Raw genomic sequence first — 15,620 nt, forward strand, 5'->3', positions numbered from 1 at the left:
TGTAGGGTCGGGTCCATGCAGCACCGACGTGGGCTGATGCTCACCCGCCGATTGGCGATCGACCTCTGTCGCGTCGTCGACTGCTGCTGTCGCTTGCCGGTGACGCACCGGGTGTGATGCACCGCTGACGATCTCAGCCGCATCCTCCACCGTCTCGTCGCAGACGACCGCCGTCCCCGGCCCGGAACACCCGTCGCCCAGTGCGACGAACTCGCCGTCTGGCGCGGCCTCACGCCGCGCGCGGTGATCATTTCGAAAGGAACCGAAATATGGCACGCTCCGATGTGCTCGTCAGCGCTGACTGGGCTGAAGAGAACCTCAACACCGACAAGGTCGTGTTCGTCGAGGTCGATGAGGACACCTCGATCTACGACAGCAACCACATCCCGGGCGCCATCCGCCTCGACTGGCGTAAGGACCTGCAGGACGGCCTGCGTCGCGACTTCCTGGACGCCGAGCGCTTCTCCGCACTGCTCAGCGAGCGCGGGATCGCGAACGACGACACCGTCGTCCTGTACGGCGGAAACAACAACTGGTTCGCCGCGTATGCGTACTGGTACTTCAAGATCTACGGTCACAAGGACGTCCGTCTGCTCGACGGCGGCCGCAAGAAGTGGGAGCTCGACGGCCGTCCGCTCAGCGCCGACGCTGTGACCCGCCCGGCCACCGACTACGTCGCCCAGGCCGCCGACAACTCGATCCGCGCCTTCCGCGACGAGGTGATCGACTCGATCGGTTCCAAGAACCTCGTCGACGTCCGCAGCCCCGACGAGTTCTCCGGCAAGATCGCCGCTCCGGCGCACCTGCCGCAGGAGCAGGCGCAGCAGCGCGGTCACGTTCCGGGCGCCATCAACATCCCGTGGTCGACCACCGCCAACGAGGACGGCACCTTCAAGTCCGACGCAGACCTCACCGCGTTGTACGCGGACAAGGGCTTCGACGACGCCAAGGAGACCATCGCCTACTGCCGAATCGGCGAGCGCTCCAGCCACACCTGGTTCGTCCTTCAGGAACTGCTCGGCAAGAAGAACGTCAAGAACTACGACGGCAGCTGGGTCGAGTACGGCTCGCTGGTCGGCGCTCCGATCGAGCGCTGAGCCGCCCCGCAAACTCCCCCATCGACAGTCTCTGAGAGGACTAGTGACATGTGCGCAGCACCCAAGCAGGGTCAGACCCTCCCCGCCGGCGTCGACACTGAGAAGGAGACCGTCCTGACCGGTCAGGTCGTGGACGGTTCGGGCAACCCCGTCGCGGGCGCGTTCGTCCGTCTGCTCGACGGCACCGGCGAGTTCACGGCCGAGGTCGTCGCCTCGGCCACCGGCGACTTCCGCTTCTTCGCCGCCCCGGGCACCTGGACTCTGCGCGCGCTGAGCTCGCAGGGCAACGGCGACGTGACCGTCTCGCCCGAGGGGCCGGGCGTCCACAACCAGGACGTCACCGTCGCGAAGTGATTCGCGCGTCGCGCTGAACGACCTGACGAGACCCGGCCCGCTCTTCGCGGGCCGGGTCTCGTCGTATTCCGCGGCTATCGCTTGATCAGCGGGCTGCGCACCACGTGAGCGCCATTGGCGCGATCGGCTGCGTCGAAGAAGTCCTCGCGGTAGATGTCGCGCGGGAAGAGGCGCGCTTTCATCAACGCCCGCATCGTGTCTTCCACCATCGCCGGGTTGCCGCAGATGTAGGCGACGTTGCCGCCGGCCCGCGGGTAGTCCTGCGCCAGCAGCGCGGGCACCCGGCCCTGCCTGCCGTCGAACTGCTCTCGGGACACCGCCGGCCGGTACGTGAACCAGTCGCGTTCATCGGCCAGTGCCTCGAACCACTCGCGGTCGTAGAGGTCGGCACTCGTCGCGACCCCGTGATACATCACCACCTCGTGCTCCCACTCCCCCTCCTCGTCCTCGATCGCCATGATCGTCTTGAGGATCGACACCAGCGGCGCCAAACCCGTGCCGCTGCCGAGCAGCAGGACGGGCTTCTCGCGGCCGGGGCGGAAGTAGAACTTGCCGTAGGGACCCGACAATGTCACCTCATCGCCTGCGGCGAGTCCGTCGAAGACCCAACCGGCGGTCGCGACCCCGTTCTCGGTCCGTTTGATGTGCAACTCGATCCGGCCGGTCTCATGCGGCGCATTGGCGATCGAGTACGGACGGTTGTCGCCGTCGGGGAGGTTGAGCTGCACGTACTGACCGGCGTTGAACTCCATCGGCTCGTCGAGGTCGATCACGAGCCGGCGGACGCCGGGTGCGATCTCGTCGAGGGCCGCGACAGTTCCGGAGAAGTCTCGGACCGGATACATGGTGATCCCGTCCTCGATGTCCACATCGCCCTCGATGACCACGTCGTCGCGTGGTGTCGCTACACACATCAGCGCAGCTCCGTCGTCACGTTCGCTCTCGAGCAGGGCATACGGTGAAGCGTCGCCCAGATCGATGTCGCCATCGAGGACCTGCGCCTTGCAGGTGCCGCAGGTCCCGTGAGTGCATGCGTGCGGCAACCAGACACCGTTGCGCAGGCAGGCGTCGAGGATCGATTGGTCCTCGCGGCACTGCAATTCGGTGCCGAGCGGTTCGACCGTGATCGTGTGAGTCGTGGTCATCGAGAGCTCCGTTCAGTCCGTGGTGAACTTCAGCAGCGCCTTGTGTCCGACGCCGAGATCCTTCAACGACTTCGAGCCGTCACCCGGGTCGAAGACCTCGTCGAAGATCTGCCAGCCCGAGATCGACGCCGGGTCGAAGTCGGGGTCGGAAGCCGCCCACGGATGCACCATCTCGGCGACGAAGTCTGCGAAGCTCATCGCCTGCGGCGCGCGGAAGCGCGCTGCCGAACAGAAGAGCGGATTGCCGAGCCAGTGCACGTACAGCAGTTGGTCGGTGCCGAAGACCTCGGCGCGGTCGGATGCCGGGTACTTGTAGTCGTAGAGTGCCTTGACAGTCATCTCTCATGCCTCCTGCTTCTCGGACCGGCCGTCCTGGTGCCATTCGCGCCACGATCGATGGTCGCGCGAATCCTTGTACTCGCCGTTGTCTCCGTCCTGGATGCCGTACCACTCGAGAACCTCCGGCACCGTCGGTCCACCGCAGTTGCCCTGGTAGATCTGATGCACCGGCAGCCACGCCTGCACGTACTTCTCCGGTTCGCGTTCGAAGATCCACTGACATCCGTCGCTGCACGTGTGGTAGGTCTCCCCCTCGTAGTCACTGCGCCGGAACGAGATGGTCGTCGGGTCGCCGGGCTCGGTGAACGCCATCGGCACCTGGCATACCTGACACAGCTGAGGAAGCCCCTGGAAGAAGACCCGTCCGCCGGCTTCCTCCACTCGGCGGTGCTTCTCCCAGTTCGGCCCGTAGTGGGTGTCGAAGGTCTCGCCGTACTGCTCCGACAGCCAGTTCATGTGATCGGGCGTGGGGATCTGCGTGGTGAACGAGGCCGCGAAAGAGAAGTTGTGCAGGATCTTGTAGACCTCGTGCGAGAGCTTGTCCTTCTCCGCGATCGCGTCCTGCACGTGGCGCGGCGGGCGGATGCCGTAGAACTCCAGATCGGGGAACAGGCCACCGAGCATCTGCTCCTCGAAGTAGAGTTCGAACGCCTCCTTCCAGCTCATCACCGGTTTCGGAAGCATGTAGTCCATCATTCCGGCGACCAGAGCCGACATCCGGTATGCCCGCCAGAACCACTTATCGATCCATTCCTGGATGATCGGGACGTTGTCCTCGTCCTGCTCCAGCAGGAACTTGATGGCCTCGAGGCCGAGCGTCATGTGGCGGCTCTCGTCGGATTGCGCGGAGAAGCCGAACGACATGGTCGGCATGTCGCCGTTGAAGCTCGCCCCCGACATGAACGGCACGAACAGCAGGTTGGTGAGCAGGTACTCGAAGCTGAACGAGATGGAGATCAGGAACTCGAAGGGCCCCGCCGTCATCGCGTCGTCGAACAGCGACTTCGGCACCGACAGATACCAGACCCGATCGTGCATCTGCGACCACGAGTGAAAGCCCGAGTAGTACTTGTTGTAATTGCTGATCGTGTGGACCTGCGTCTGGCAGTGACGCAGTTCGTCGACGCTCTGGCACAGCGCCGCGAATCGCGGTGCGGGGCCCTCGAGATAGCGGGCGAGGTACGCGAAGTGGCGATGCGCCTGGTACTCCAGCGGCGTCACGCCCTGAATGAACAGTTTGATGGCGTTCAGGTACGAGGCATCGGAGACGGTGAGATGTCCCTGGCTCTGCGCGAAACCGTCGAGCACCGCGTACAGGCGCTTGTCCTTCTCGGCCTGGTACTTGTAGTACGCGTCGACGGTCAGGCGGAACGGGTCCTCCCAGCCGTCCCAGTCGTGGATCTTGATGCCCTCGTATCGCGTGTACGGGTAGAGGTCCTCGCGATCGACGTACGACGGCTCCCAGTCGAGGTCGCGGGTGAGCAGCGAATACCGCTGTTTGAGCGGGAGCTTCTTGGGGCGGTTCGGAGCTTTGGCGGTGGTCATGTGAAGTGATCTCCTGGTGAATTCTCAGAATGCGGGGACAGCGGATCCGGTTCAGTGTTGCCAGGCGACGACGATCTGGTCGTCGTCCCATTCGGCGAAGTTGCCGGTGTAGGTGACGATGGCGAGTTGGAACTCACCGGTCTCCCACTCGCGCCCCAACTGGGCCTCCACCGATTCGCGGTTGATTACTATCCGGCCGGGCGCCGACAACTTGACCAGCCCGGGAAGGTGCCGGACGGACACCTCCGGATTGTCGGCACGAATGGCGGCCACCAGTGCGCGGTTCTCCTCCGACTCCTGCAGGTCGACACCGACCGGGCGGACTGCGGCGGTCATTCCGGAACCTCCGCTCCGACGGCGCCGTCGACGACCTCGGTGAGCGCTCCCACCGCCTCGGCCGCGCGTGCACCCCACCGTTCCTCGATCCGATCGAGGACCGCGACGTTGTCGTCTCCGTGCTCGGGATCCACACGCCAGCACTTGATCAGCGCGTCGAGCCACTTGCGCTGGTCGGCGAACCAGGTCGTCAGGTACTGCGCGAACAGGCTGTAGGCTCCCGCTCCACCGAGCAGCGCGCGATCGTCGAGTCCGCTGTAGACGGCCGGATACAGCGCCCTGTCGACGGCGTCGATCGCGAGCAGGCCCTCGGCCCAGTCGTCGACGACCATGATCTCCTCGACCAGACGCCGCAGCGGCTGCAGGTGGTCGGCCGTCATCCAGGTCTGCTTGGCTCCCTTCAGGACCTCCGCGGTACCACCGCCCGCAGCGATACCCGCACGCGAGAGCATCTGCGCGTTGCCGATACGGTCGAACGCAGCGAAGCTCGCGCACTGCGACAGCGACGTGCCGTACGCGAAGCGAGAGCCCGCGACGCTGACCAACTGGGCGCCGGCCTCGTAGTGGCGCAGCGGCACCACCACTTCAGACAGCACCTTCGCCCAGCCTCCGGGGAGCTTCGCGAGCAGGCCGCGGTTCTCCAGGTAGGCCAGGGTCTTGCCGAACTCGTCATGCAGAGCGGCTCGGTTGGTGACGTACGGGGTGTAGTAGAACTGCCGAGGGTCGGCGAACGCGTAAGGATCGGTGAGCTTCAGCGCGGAGTACCCTGCGTCGTACAACTCGTGGTCGGGCGTCCACGTGGGGCGGTAATGGAAGTTCTCTCGGGGCTCGATATCGAGCGTGGCCTCCTGATAGCGCGTGGCCGGCTCGTCGCCGAAGCGCTCGATGATGTTCTGGTACGTCTGTCGTTTCGGTTCGATGGTCTGGTAACGAAGTTCGAATTGCATCGATGTCTCCTGGCTGGGAATGGAGGGATCAGTTGCCCGCGATGAGGTCGAGAACCAGAGCGGCCACCTCGTCCTCACCGGCGAGTCGCCGCGATTGCGAGACACCGCCGACGACGAGCTGGGCCGTCGCGGTGTGGCCTGAGACCACGGTTTCGATCCGGGCGCTGCGATCGGCGTAGCCCAGCGTGAAGGCGAGGGCGCCGGGTCCTGTTTGGTCGACGAGAGAGATGACCCCGTCGCACTCGCGACTGCCCGAGAGGATCGCGTTCGCCTCACTCACCAACTGTTCGGCGAGCGATCGGATGATCACCTGGGTGTCCGCCGCTTCGGCGACGGTCACCTCTTCGCTGGGCACGGTATGTGGTGCCGCGCAGTCCTGTCCGTTCAGCAGGTCCTGCACCTGGTGCATGAATGGGGTCACGCCATCTCCTCCGCCGTATGTCGTACCGCATAGACACTTATGCGTTGAGATGAGCGTCACACACACTTGAGGACGTGTGAAGTATCAGAAATGGCCCCATTAAGACCTACCCAGTCTTAGCTGAGTGTTCCCGCCCCGATCTGCGGCAATGCCTCGCGCAGACACGTGAGCACCCGCTCGAGGTGCGGCGACGGCGGCTCCGATCGCATCGCCATCGCGAGTTCGACGGTCGGCACCTCTCCGTGCAGCGGGACGTACACCGCACCGGTTATCTGCATGTGCTGCACCGACTGCGGAACCAGCGCAACGCCGAGGCCGGCAGCGACGAACGACACCAGAGCCGCGGTCTCACCGACCTCGTGCCGGATCGTCGGTGTGAAACCCGCCCGCTGGCAGGCGTCGACCACTACTTCGAAGACCACCGACCGGCTGAAACCCGCGTAGGTCACGAAGACCTCGTCGGCGAGATCGGCGATCTCGATCGAATCCTCTTCGGCAAGCCGATGCGCGCGTGGAATCACCGCGATCATCGGCTCGGTGGTGACTACCTCGTATCGCAGCAAGCGGTCGTGCACCGGCGGTCGGAGGAAGCCGAGATCGATCGTGCCGTCGTGCAGCGCCGCCGCCTGCCGGGGCGTGAGCATCTCGCCCTGGAGGTCGAGTTCGATGTCGGGAAGCTCGACCCGCAGCGTGCGCGCGATGGCGGGGAGCATGTGGTAGGTGGCCGAACCGGTGAAACCGATGGCGACGCGGCCCACTTCGCCCACCGCGACTCGGTTCGCCTCCTGCGCCGCAGCGTCGACCGAGGCGAGGATCTCCTTGGCTCGATCGAGGTAGCGGCGCCCCGCTTCGGTGAGTTCCACCTTGCGCGTCGAGCGATTCAGCAGGACCACGCCCAGGTCGGCTTCCAACTGTTTGATCTGTTGCGAGAGCGGCGGTTGCGCAATGTGAAGCCGCTGCGCCGCACGGCCGAAATGGCATTCCTCCGCGACAGCGACGTAATACCGCAGATGCCTGAGTTCCAAGAGACCACCGATCCGTTCCGGTCGAATCGACTGTAGACGGCGATCCTCGCTCGCCGAGCACTCTCCGACGAGAGCTACGTCAACCGGTCCAGCAGCTCCACGGGATCGACACCGTAGGTCTCGACGATCTGTGCGCCGTCGTCCCCGACGTCGATGATGGCCTCCGGGGTGTAGACGCGATCGACGCACGACAGTCCGGTCAGCGGGTACGTGCACTGCGGCACGATCTTCGGATCACCGTTGCGGGCGAACAGAGTCATCATCACGAACACCTGCTTGGCGCCGATCGCGAGGTCCATCGCTCCGCCGACCGCCGGGATCGCGTCCGGCGCAGCGGTGCTCCAGTTCGCCAGGTCGCCGCCGAAGGAGACCTGAAAGGCGCCCATGACGCATACGTCGAGGTGACCGCCCCGCATCATCGCGAACGAGTCGGCGTGGTGGAAGTACGAGGCGCCCGGCAACTCCGTGACGGGTACTTTGCCCGCGTTGGTGAGGTCGAGGTCCACATCGTCACCCGTCGCCTGCGGCCCCATCCCGAGCATCCCGTTCTCGGTGTGCAGGGTGATTCCGGCGCCGGGGTCGAGATGGTCGGCGATCTGGGTCGGCTGACCGATGCCGAGGTTGACGTAGGAGCCGGCCGGGATGTCGGCGGCGATACGCGCGGCGAGACGCTCCTTCGTCATCGGCGCGTCGGCCATCCGAAGCGCCCCGGAAGCGTGAATCAGTCGATCGGTCATCGTGCGCCCTCCACGGCGAATCGGCGAGTGGGAGTCGCGACCACCCGGTCGACGTAGATGCCGGGCGTCACGACGGTTTCCGGATCGATGCCGCCGACCGGCACCACCTCGTCCACCTGGACGACGGTGGTCGCGGCGGCCGCGGCCATGACCGGCCCGAAGTTGCGTGCGGTCTTCCGGTAGACGAGGTTGCCCGCGCGGTCGCTGCGGTGCGCGCCGATCAGAGCGACGTCGCCCTTGATCGGGTACTCCAGCAGATACGTCCGACCGTCGATCTCGCGGGTCTCCCGGCCCTCGGCGATCGGAGTGCCGACCGCCGTCGGGCAGTAGAACGCACCGATACCCGCACCGGCCGCCCGCATCCGTTCGGCGAGGTTGCCCTGCGGCACCACTTCGAGCTCGATCTCGCCCGCGCGGTACAGGCGGTCGAAGACCCAGGAGTCCGACTGCCGGGGAAAGGAACAGAGGATCTTCCTGACCCGGCCGGCCGCGAGCAGCGCGGCGAGTCCGTGGTCGCCGTTGCCCGCATTGTTGCTCACCACCGTCAAGTCTGTGGCCCCCTGCCGGATCAGCGCGTCGATCAGATCGAACGGCATACCCGCCAGTCCGAATCCGCCGATCAGAACGGTGGACCCGTCGGCGATGCCGGCCACGGCTTCGTCGACGTCTCCGCAGAAGACGGTGGCGCTCACTGGTGCCCTCCTCGGTCGGTCGGCCGTCGGGACGCGTTCCGTTCCGGCGGTCCGAGTGCTACCCCTACGACGCTATGCCTCCCGATTCAGACTGGCAATTACTCATTGAGGCACTATTGATACCTGATGGATTTCACTATTCGGCGAGCGTGGCGACCACTGTGATCTAGGAAGCAGTCGGACGACTCGTTTCGGTGACGCCACCGGCGCGCGGTACTATCGGCAGCGTGGTCCTCTTCTTTGAAATCCTGCTCGGATTGGCCTCGCTGCTGATCATCTGGTTCGCGCTGTACACCGTCTACCGACTGGTCAACGACGAGTCATGACGCGCTCCGGGAACGAAGCGATCTCCGACGCCGAGCAACGCGCTCAGCAGACCGCAGGTAAGAACCTGACGCCGGTCGGCGATCTGCCCGTTCCTCCGGACACCGCCAACCTCCGCGAGGGTCCCGATCTCCATTCCGGCCTGCTCGCTCTCCTGCCGATGGTCGGTGTCTGGGAGGGACAGGGCGAAGGGCACGATCCGGTGACCGGCGACGACTATCAGTTCGGTCAGCAGATCATCGTCTCGCACGACGGCGGCAATTACCTCGTCTGGCAGGCCCGATCCTGGGTCATCGACGACGACGGCGCGTACGTGCGGCCCGACCTCCGGGAGTCCGGCTTCTGGCGGATCAGCGAGGACGACGAGATCGAATTGCTGCTGACCCATGCCGAGGGCTCCATCGAGCTCTACTACGGCCGTCCGCTCACTCAGACGTCGTGGAATCTCACCACCGACGTCACCATCCGCTCCGAGACCGGGTCGCACACCGGCGGAGCGAAGCGCTTGTTCGGGTTGGTCCCCGACGGCGACCTCGCCTACGTGGAGGAGCGCGTCGACGCCGAGGGCGAACTGACGCCGCGACTGTCCGCGAAGCTCCGCCGCGTCGTCGGCTGACCCTCGGGTCTCACAACCGCACCACCGGCACGTCGATCCGTGACACGTCCTGGTGCGTCACCACCACCACGGCGCGCTCGCCGAAGAGATCACCGCAGATGAGCGACAGCAGTCGCTCCGCATCGCCCGCATCCAGGTGTTCGGTCGGTTCGTCGAGCAGCACCACCGGAGCCGGGTGCAGCAGGGCCCGCGCCAGCAGCAGTCGGCGCCGCTGACCGCCCGACAACGCTCCGCCCCCACCGGTCAGCTTCTCTCCCAACCCGTCTGGCAGACCGCCGAGCCACTCACCCAGCCCCACCCTCTCGAGCGCTGCGCGCATCTCGTCGTCGGAGACGTCGCCGCGTGCCACATGGAGGTTCTCCCGGACGGTGGTGGAGAAGACGTGCGCGTCGTCGGCGAAGTAGCAGACGTGCTCGCGTAGTTCCCCGGGGCCGGCGCTCACCGTCCCGGACAGCGGCGGGAGCAGCCCCGCCAAGGTCATCAGCAGCGTCGACTTGCCGACACCGCTCGGTCCGACGACCACCCGACGCTCCCCGGGGCCCACGCGGAAGTCGTCCGTCTCCCCCAGCGGGGTGGTCCATCCCCACTGCAGTGACTCCGCGGCCAGAGTCACCGGACGCGGGTCGACGACCGGGTCGGCGGCCTCGCGGTCACCGTCGGATGCCCCGTCGACGAGTGCCAGCACCCGCCGAGCGGCCTGGCGGCCGCTCTCCCACGCCATGCCGGCTTCGGTGAGCGGTGCGGTCGTCTCGAACGACGACAACGGCAGAAGCAACAGGATGCCGAAGACCATCGGCGTCACACCCGTGCCCGACGCGACGTCGGCCAGCGATCCGGGAAGCCCGGACGCCAGCTGCACCGAGATGATCGCCGCAGCGACCACGCTCACGCCCATCGAGATCGGCGTCACCGCCTGGGCCGCCGCCTGCCGGCGCATACCGGCGTTCTCGGCGTCCGCGGCACGGCGATCGGCTGCGGCGACCGTCCCCAGCACGGATCGGCGCACCCCCGCGACCGCCAGTTCCGGGCCGTGCCACAGCAGTGACGACGTGGCTTCGACCACATCGTCGCGGGCGCGCGCCGCGGCAGCGACTTTATCGGCCGCCCCGCGCGCGGCCAGCCAAGGCGCGAGCACACCGCTCACCAGCAATGCGACCGCGAGCACGATCGCGGCGGGAATCGAGACGAAGGCCATGATCGCCACGGCCGACACCGATGTCACCGCCCCGACCGCCATCGGGACGAGCCCGCGGATCACCGCACTGCCGATCTCATCGACGTCGTCGGCGGTACGCGCCATCAGCTCCGACTGCCGGAGGCCGACGGTGTAGCCCGGCGAGCCCTGCGCCAGCGCCCGGTACATCCGTGTGCGTGCGTCGGCCATCGCCGCCAGTGCCACGTCGTGCGTGGCGAGCCGTTCGACGTAGCGGAACACGCCGCGTGAGATGCCGAGCGCCCGGACCCCGGTGACCGCGACAGAGAGGTAGAGCACCGGTGGCATCTGCCACGCGCGCGTGATCAGCCAGGCGGACAGTGCCGCCAGCCCGAGCGCCGAGAGCGCTCCGGCGGCGCCGAGCAGGATCGGGATCACCAGAACGCGCCCGCGCATCCCGGTGAAGGCGAGGGCGGCGAGCATCGGATCGCGCGAGCGGTCAGCGGCCATCGGAGAGCTCCTTCGCGAAGTCGACCACCGCGTCGGCCGCCGACAGAACGCCTTTCTGATGCGAGACGACGATCACCGTGTCGCCTGCTCTCGCGCGGTCGACGAGTGCGGCGATCACCCGGCCGGCGGTGCCCTCGTCGAGATGCGCCGTCGGCTCGTCGAGCAACAGCAGCGGCGCGGGTGAGGCCAGCGTTCGGGTCAGCGCCAGTCGCTGTCGCTGGCCCGCCGACAGTCCGGCGCCGCCGGAGCCGAGCACCGAGTCCATTCCGTCGGGCAGATCGGCGAGGACCTCGTCGAAGGCCGAGGCGCGCATCGCTTCGGCGACGGCTTCCTTCGGCAGCTCGCCGAACAGATCCAGGTTCTCGGCCACGGTTCCGGGGACGATCACCGGATGCTGCGGCAGCCACACCAGCCGACCGTAGTGGGCGTCCCGATCGAGCGAGGCGAGGTCGCGACCGGCTATCAGCACCCGCCCCTCGTCGGGCGTGTGAAGTCCGAGCACCGCGGCCAGCACGGTCGACTTGCCCGCGCCGTTGGGGCCGGTGAAGACGGTGAGTTCTCCGGGCCGCGCCGTCGCCGACAAGCCCCGCGGCGCCCAGCCGTCGCGGCCGCGGATGCCGAGCCGATCGAGTTCTACCGTGACGCCGACCTCACCGGGCCGACTGCTCGCCTCGGCCTCGCCGCTCGCGGCTGCGCGCGCTGTTCCACGCGAAGCAGCGCGTCCGGACTCGATGAGATCGAGAACGTCATCCGCCGCCGCGACACCGTCCTCGGCGTTGTGGAACTGCGCGCCGATCTGGCGCAGAGGCAGGTAGGCCTCGGGCGCCAGCACCAATGCGAGCACTCCCGCGTACAGGCTCATCTCACCGAAGACGAGCCGCAATCCGATACTGACGGCGACCAGGGCCACGCTGAGAGTGGCGAGAAGTTCCAGGACGGCCCCGGAGAGGAAGGCGATCCGCAGCGAACCCATCGTGCTGCGGTGCAGACGCTCCCCCAGCTCGGCGACCTGCCCCGCCGGCCCCTGTGCACGACCGAGCGCACGCAGCGTCGGCAATCCGGTCATGAGGTCCACCAGCTGTGCGTTCTGCCGGCTCATCGCCGCCAGCTTCCGCCGGGTGCGGTCTCGTGTGACCAGTCCGATGAGCACCATGAACACCGGGATGAGCGGCAGGGTCACGATGATGATGACGCCGGAGATCGGGTCGGTCCACAGTTCCACCACCACGATGAGCGGGGTGATGACGACCGTCGACAGCAGGGCCGGCAGATACCCCGACAGGTAGTCGGAGAGCCGGTCGAGTCCGCGCAGCACCACCGTCAGCGCGTGCTCGCGCTCGTCGAGCAACCGCCGCGGACTCGTCTGCCCGGGATCGGTGAGAGTGTCGAGCGCTGCGACGCGCAGTTCGTCGATGGTCGCGTGAGCGGCGCGCCGGCTCACCCGATCACCGAAGTAGCTCATCGCGCCGCGGGCGGTCAGTGCCACCGCGAGCACCGTGAGGTGCACCGACTGAGCAGCGAACCCGCGCGCCGCCGGATCGGTGATCACCTCCGACAGCAGGCCGGCCAGGGCGATGGCCGAGGCGACCACCGCGACGACGTTGCCGATCGCGAACGCCGCCGAGGCCACGACGTACCGCCGCGCCGACCGCGACGCGCGGAGCAGTCGCGGGTCGAGCGGCGGGCGGCGACGAGACGTGGTCCGGGGCTCGGTCACTTACCGGAGCTCTGCAGCGGCAGGCCCACCGACGGCGGGATCTGGTCCACCGACAGCCGTTTGCGGAAGACCCAGTAGCTGTAGGCCTGGTAGGCGATGACCACCGGTGTCATGATCGCCGCGGCCCACGTCATGATGACCAGCGTGTAGTGGCTCGACGACGTGTTCGCGATCGTCAGGTCGTACGCGGCGTCCGTGGTGGACGGCAGGACCGCGGGGAACAGCGACGCGAAGAGCATCGCCACGGTTCCGGCGATGGCGATGCAGGTGGCGACGAACGCCCAGCCCTCGCGCCGTGCGGCCGTCGCGATCACCATGCCCACCGCCGCGACAGCGGCCACCACGACGATCGCCCAGGTCCAGGCGTGCCCGTACGCCAGCTGCGTCCAGATCAGGAACACCGCTGCGACCACGGCGGTCGGCACGGCGAGCCGGGCCGCGAAGGTCTGCGCATCGTCACGCATCTGCCCGGCGGTCTTGAGCGCGACGAAGACCGCACCGTGAGTGAGGAAGGCCAGCAGGGTGGTCGCGCCGCCGAGCAACGCGTACGGGTTCAGCAGGTTGAAGAAGCCGCCCGTGTACTGGTGGTCGGCGTCGATCGGCAGTCCGCGCACCACGTTCGCGAATGCCACGCCCCACAGGATCGCCGGGATCCACGATCCGAGTCCGATGCCGAAGTCGCACCACCAGCGCCAGCGCGGGTCGTTGATCTTGCCCCGCCACTCGATGGCCACCACGCGCACGATCAGGCCGATCAGGATCAGGAAGAGCGGCAGGTAGAACGCGGAGAACATCGTCGCGTACCAGCCGCCGAAGGCCGCGAACAGCGCGCCGCCGCCGGTGAGCAGCCACACCTCGTTGCCGTCCCACACCGGTCCGATGGTGTTCAGCAGCACTCGCCTGCGCTTGTCGCCGTCCGGCTCGGAGCGTCGTCCGAGGAAGGACATCAGCATGCCGACGCCGAAGTCGAAGCCCTCGAGGACGAAGTACATCGTGAACAGGACCGCGATGACCAGAAACCAGAAGTTCTCAAGACTCATCGGATGCTCCTCTTAGTACGCGAACGAGAGTTCGGCGGATTCGTCGTCGTCCGAGCCGACGTCGGGCGCTGCGGCGTCCTTGTCGCTGGGACCTTCGATCACGTAGCGCCGTTCGAGGTAGAACCAGACCACCCCGAGCGCGCCGTACAGCAGCGTGAACCCGATCAGCGTGGCCCACACCATGGGCGGTGTGTGGTTCGAGACACCGTCCTGCACCAGCATGTGGATCCTGAGCGGATCTCCGTCGGCGTCGGCCCAGTTGGGGACGACCACCCACGGCTGCCTGCCCATCTCGGTGAAGATCCAGCCGGACGCATTCGCCAGGAACGGAGTCGGCAGCGTCCACAGCGCCAGACGCCCGAACCACCTCGGAACCTCCGTGCGCTTCTTCCGCAGGAACCACAGTCCGCCGAAGGCGACGACCACTGAGCCGAGCGCCCAGGTGATCATGGCGCGGAAGCTCCAGTACGTGACGAACAGGTTGGGCGCGAAGTTCTGGCCCGGCATGTTCAGCGCTTCCTGGTACTGCTTCTGCAGCTCGTTGACGCCCTTCACCTCGGAGTCGAAGCTGTGGTCGGACAGGAACGACAGCATGTTCGGAATGGTGATGATGTGCTCGATGTTGTCGCAGTTGTTCTGCCGTCCGATGCTGAGCACGGAGAAGGACGCTCCGGTCTCGGTCTCGCAGAGCGACTCGGCCGCGGCCATCTTCATCGGCTGCTGTTTGAACATGAGCTGGCCCTGCATGTCGCCGGTGATGAACAATCCCAGTCCCGAGCCGATGATCACCCAGAGTGCGAAGATGCTCACCGGTCTCCACAGGGTGGCGTTGTCGTGGCGGAGCTTCTCCGGCGACGCACCGACCTGGCTCGGCGACGTGGTCGCCGGGATGATCGACTCGTCACCGATCTTGGCGGCTTCCTCGATCTTCGACGCGCGGTAGGTGTTGCGCGCCATCCACCAGAGACCGACCACGGCGACCACCGTCGACGCCGTCAGCAGGGCGCCCATGATGACGTGCGGGAACGCGACGAGCGTGGTGTTGTTGGTGATCACTGCGATGAAGTTGTTCATCGCGGGCCGTCCGCGTTCGGGATCCCACTCGACGCCGACCGGGTGCTGCATCCACGAGTTGGCCGCGATGATGAAGTAGGCGGAGGCGTTGACACCGATCGCGACGAGCCAGATGCACGCCAGATGGAGCCGGCGCGAGAGCCGTCCCCAGCCGAACATCCACAGACCGATGAACGTGGACTCGAGGAAGAAGGCCATCAGCCCTTCGAGGGCGAGCGGTGCGCCGAAGACGTCGGCCACATACCGGCTGTACTCGCTCCAGTTCATGCCGAACTGGAATTCCTGCACGATGCCGGTCGCGACGCCGAGGGCGAAGTTGATGAGGAAGATCTTGCCGAAGAACTTGGTGGCCCGGAGCCACTGCTCGTTGCCGGTGCGGTGCCACACCGTCTGCATGATCGCGATGAGCGGCGCGAGGCCGATCGTCAGCGGCACCAGAATGAAGTGGTAGACGGTGGTGATACCGAACTGCCATCTGGATATGTCTACAACACTCACTGCGACCTCAATTCGTCCCGAGGATGGGCGTTACTACACACGGTAGTAGC

General features: G+C 66.7%; 16 protein-coding genes. 3 read left to right on the plus strand and 13 right to left on the minus strand.

Annotated features, from left to right (window positions below; all coding sequences use genetic code 11):
- Window positions 1-269: 269 nt before the first annotated feature.
- Together P5P27_RS15480 and P5P27_RS15485 are read left to right on the plus strand one after the other, a co-directional pair.
- Window positions 270-1,097: a sulfurtransferase gene (locus P5P27_RS15480; protein WP_006895709.1), complete on the plus strand. Its 828-nt coding sequence runs from the start codon at window positions 270-272 to the stop codon at window positions 1,095-1,097.
- Window positions 1,098-1,145: 48 nt separating this feature from the next.
- Window positions 1,146-1,451 carry a DUF1416 domain-containing protein gene (locus tag P5P27_RS15485; protein WP_045538354.1) on the plus strand — a complete coding sequence of 102 codons (306 nt, stop codon included), beginning with the start codon at window positions 1,146-1,148 and terminating at the stop codon, window positions 1,449-1,451.
- A 74-nt stretch (window positions 1,452-1,525) separates the two neighbouring features.
- Here P5P27_RS15485 and P5P27_RS15490 read toward each other — a convergent pair whose 3' ends face one another.
- The 9 genes from P5P27_RS15490 to P5P27_RS15530 form a co-directional block, all read right to left on the minus strand.
- The gene (locus P5P27_RS15490) at window positions 1,526-2,596 is read right to left on the minus strand and encodes a 2Fe-2S iron-sulfur cluster-binding protein (protein ID WP_045538355.1); all 1,071 of its coding nucleotides are present in this window, start codon (window positions 2,594-2,596) and stop codon (window positions 1,526-1,528) included.
- A 12-nt stretch (window positions 2,597-2,608) separates the two neighbouring features.
- Window positions 2,609-2,935 carry a phenol hydroxylase subunit P4 gene (locus P5P27_RS15495; protein WP_278124872.1) on the minus strand — a complete coding sequence of 109 codons (327 nt, stop codon included), beginning with the start codon at window positions 2,933-2,935 and terminating at the stop codon, window positions 2,609-2,611.
- Window positions 2,936-2,938: 3 nt separating this feature from the next.
- On the minus strand, window positions 2,939-4,480 hold the full coding sequence (locus P5P27_RS15500) for a YHS domain-containing protein (RefSeq protein ID WP_006895713.1): 1,542 nt from the start codon (window positions 4,478-4,480) through the stop codon (window positions 2,939-2,941).
- Between the two features lie 51 nt (window positions 4,481-4,531).
- The gene (locus tag P5P27_RS15505; protein ID WP_045538357.1) at window positions 4,532-4,816 is read right to left on the minus strand and encodes an MmoB/DmpM family protein; all 285 of its coding nucleotides are present in this window, start codon (window positions 4,814-4,816) and stop codon (window positions 4,532-4,534) included.
- Window positions 4,813-5,763, minus strand: coding sequence for a ferritin family protein (locus P5P27_RS15510; RefSeq protein WP_278124874.1), 951 nt, complete (start codon window positions 5,761-5,763; stop codon window positions 4,813-4,815). The genes P5P27_RS15505 and P5P27_RS15510 overlap by 4 nt, the downstream gene beginning before the upstream one ends.
- Before the next feature lie 28 nt (window positions 5,764-5,791).
- Window positions 5,792-6,184, minus strand: coding sequence for a hypothetical protein (locus tag P5P27_RS15515; protein WP_006895716.1), 393 nt, complete (start codon window positions 6,182-6,184; stop codon window positions 5,792-5,794).
- Window positions 6,185-6,300: 116 nt separating this feature from the next.
- On the minus strand, window positions 6,301-7,209 hold the full coding sequence (locus tag P5P27_RS15520; RefSeq protein WP_278124875.1) for a LysR substrate-binding domain-containing protein: 909 nt from the start codon (window positions 7,207-7,209) through the stop codon (window positions 6,301-6,303).
- A gap of 74 nt (window positions 7,210-7,283) precedes the next feature.
- The gene (locus tag P5P27_RS15525; RefSeq protein WP_411815888.1) at window positions 7,284-7,892 is read right to left on the minus strand and encodes a 3-oxoacid CoA-transferase subunit B; all 609 of its coding nucleotides are present in this window, start codon (window positions 7,890-7,892) and stop codon (window positions 7,284-7,286) included.
- 50 nt (window positions 7,893-7,942) lie between these two features.
- On the minus strand, window positions 7,943-8,638 hold the full coding sequence (locus P5P27_RS15530) for a 3-oxoacid CoA-transferase subunit A (protein WP_006895719.1): 696 nt from the start codon (window positions 8,636-8,638) through the stop codon (window positions 7,943-7,945).
- A 322-nt stretch (window positions 8,639-8,960) separates the two neighbouring features.
- Between P5P27_RS15530 and P5P27_RS15535 the strand changes: the two genes are divergently transcribed.
- Window positions 8,961-9,578 (plus strand): heme-binding beta-barrel domain-containing protein, encoded by a 618-nt coding sequence (locus P5P27_RS15535; RefSeq protein WP_006895720.1) that lies wholly within the window; start codon window positions 8,961-8,963, stop codon window positions 9,576-9,578.
- Window positions 9,579-9,588: 10 nt separating this feature from the next.
- Here P5P27_RS15535 and cydC read toward each other — a convergent pair whose 3' ends face one another.
- From cydC to P5P27_RS15555, 4 genes are read right to left on the minus strand one after another with little or no spacing between them, the layout of a single operon-like run.
- Window positions 9,589-11,241 (minus strand): thiol reductant ABC exporter subunit CydC, encoded by a 1,653-nt coding sequence (gene cydC / locus P5P27_RS15540; RefSeq protein ID WP_278124881.1) that lies wholly within the window; start codon window positions 11,239-11,241, stop codon window positions 9,589-9,591.
- Window positions 11,231-12,958, minus strand: coding sequence for a thiol reductant ABC exporter subunit CydD (gene cydD, locus P5P27_RS15545; protein WP_278124882.1), 1,728 nt, complete (start codon window positions 12,956-12,958; stop codon window positions 11,231-11,233). Before cydD ends, cydC begins: the two co-directional genes overlap by 11 nt.
- Complete coding sequence (gene cydB, locus P5P27_RS15550) at window positions 12,955-13,998, minus strand: cytochrome d ubiquinol oxidase subunit II (RefSeq protein WP_278124884.1); 1,044 nt, start codon at window positions 13,996-13,998, stop codon at window positions 12,955-12,957. Before cydB ends, cydD begins: the two co-directional genes overlap by 4 nt.
- A 12-nt stretch (window positions 13,999-14,010) precedes the next feature.
- On the minus strand, window positions 14,011-15,570 hold the full coding sequence (locus P5P27_RS15555) for a cytochrome ubiquinol oxidase subunit I (RefSeq protein ID WP_006895724.1): 1,560 nt from the start codon (window positions 15,568-15,570) through the stop codon (window positions 14,011-14,013).
- Window positions 15,571-15,620: the final 50 nt, after the last annotated feature.

The sequence above is a fragment of the Gordonia sihwensis genome (genome assembly GCF_029632925.1).
GTDB lineage: Bacteria > Actinomycetota > Actinomycetes > Mycobacteriales > Mycobacteriaceae > Gordonia > Gordonia sihwensis.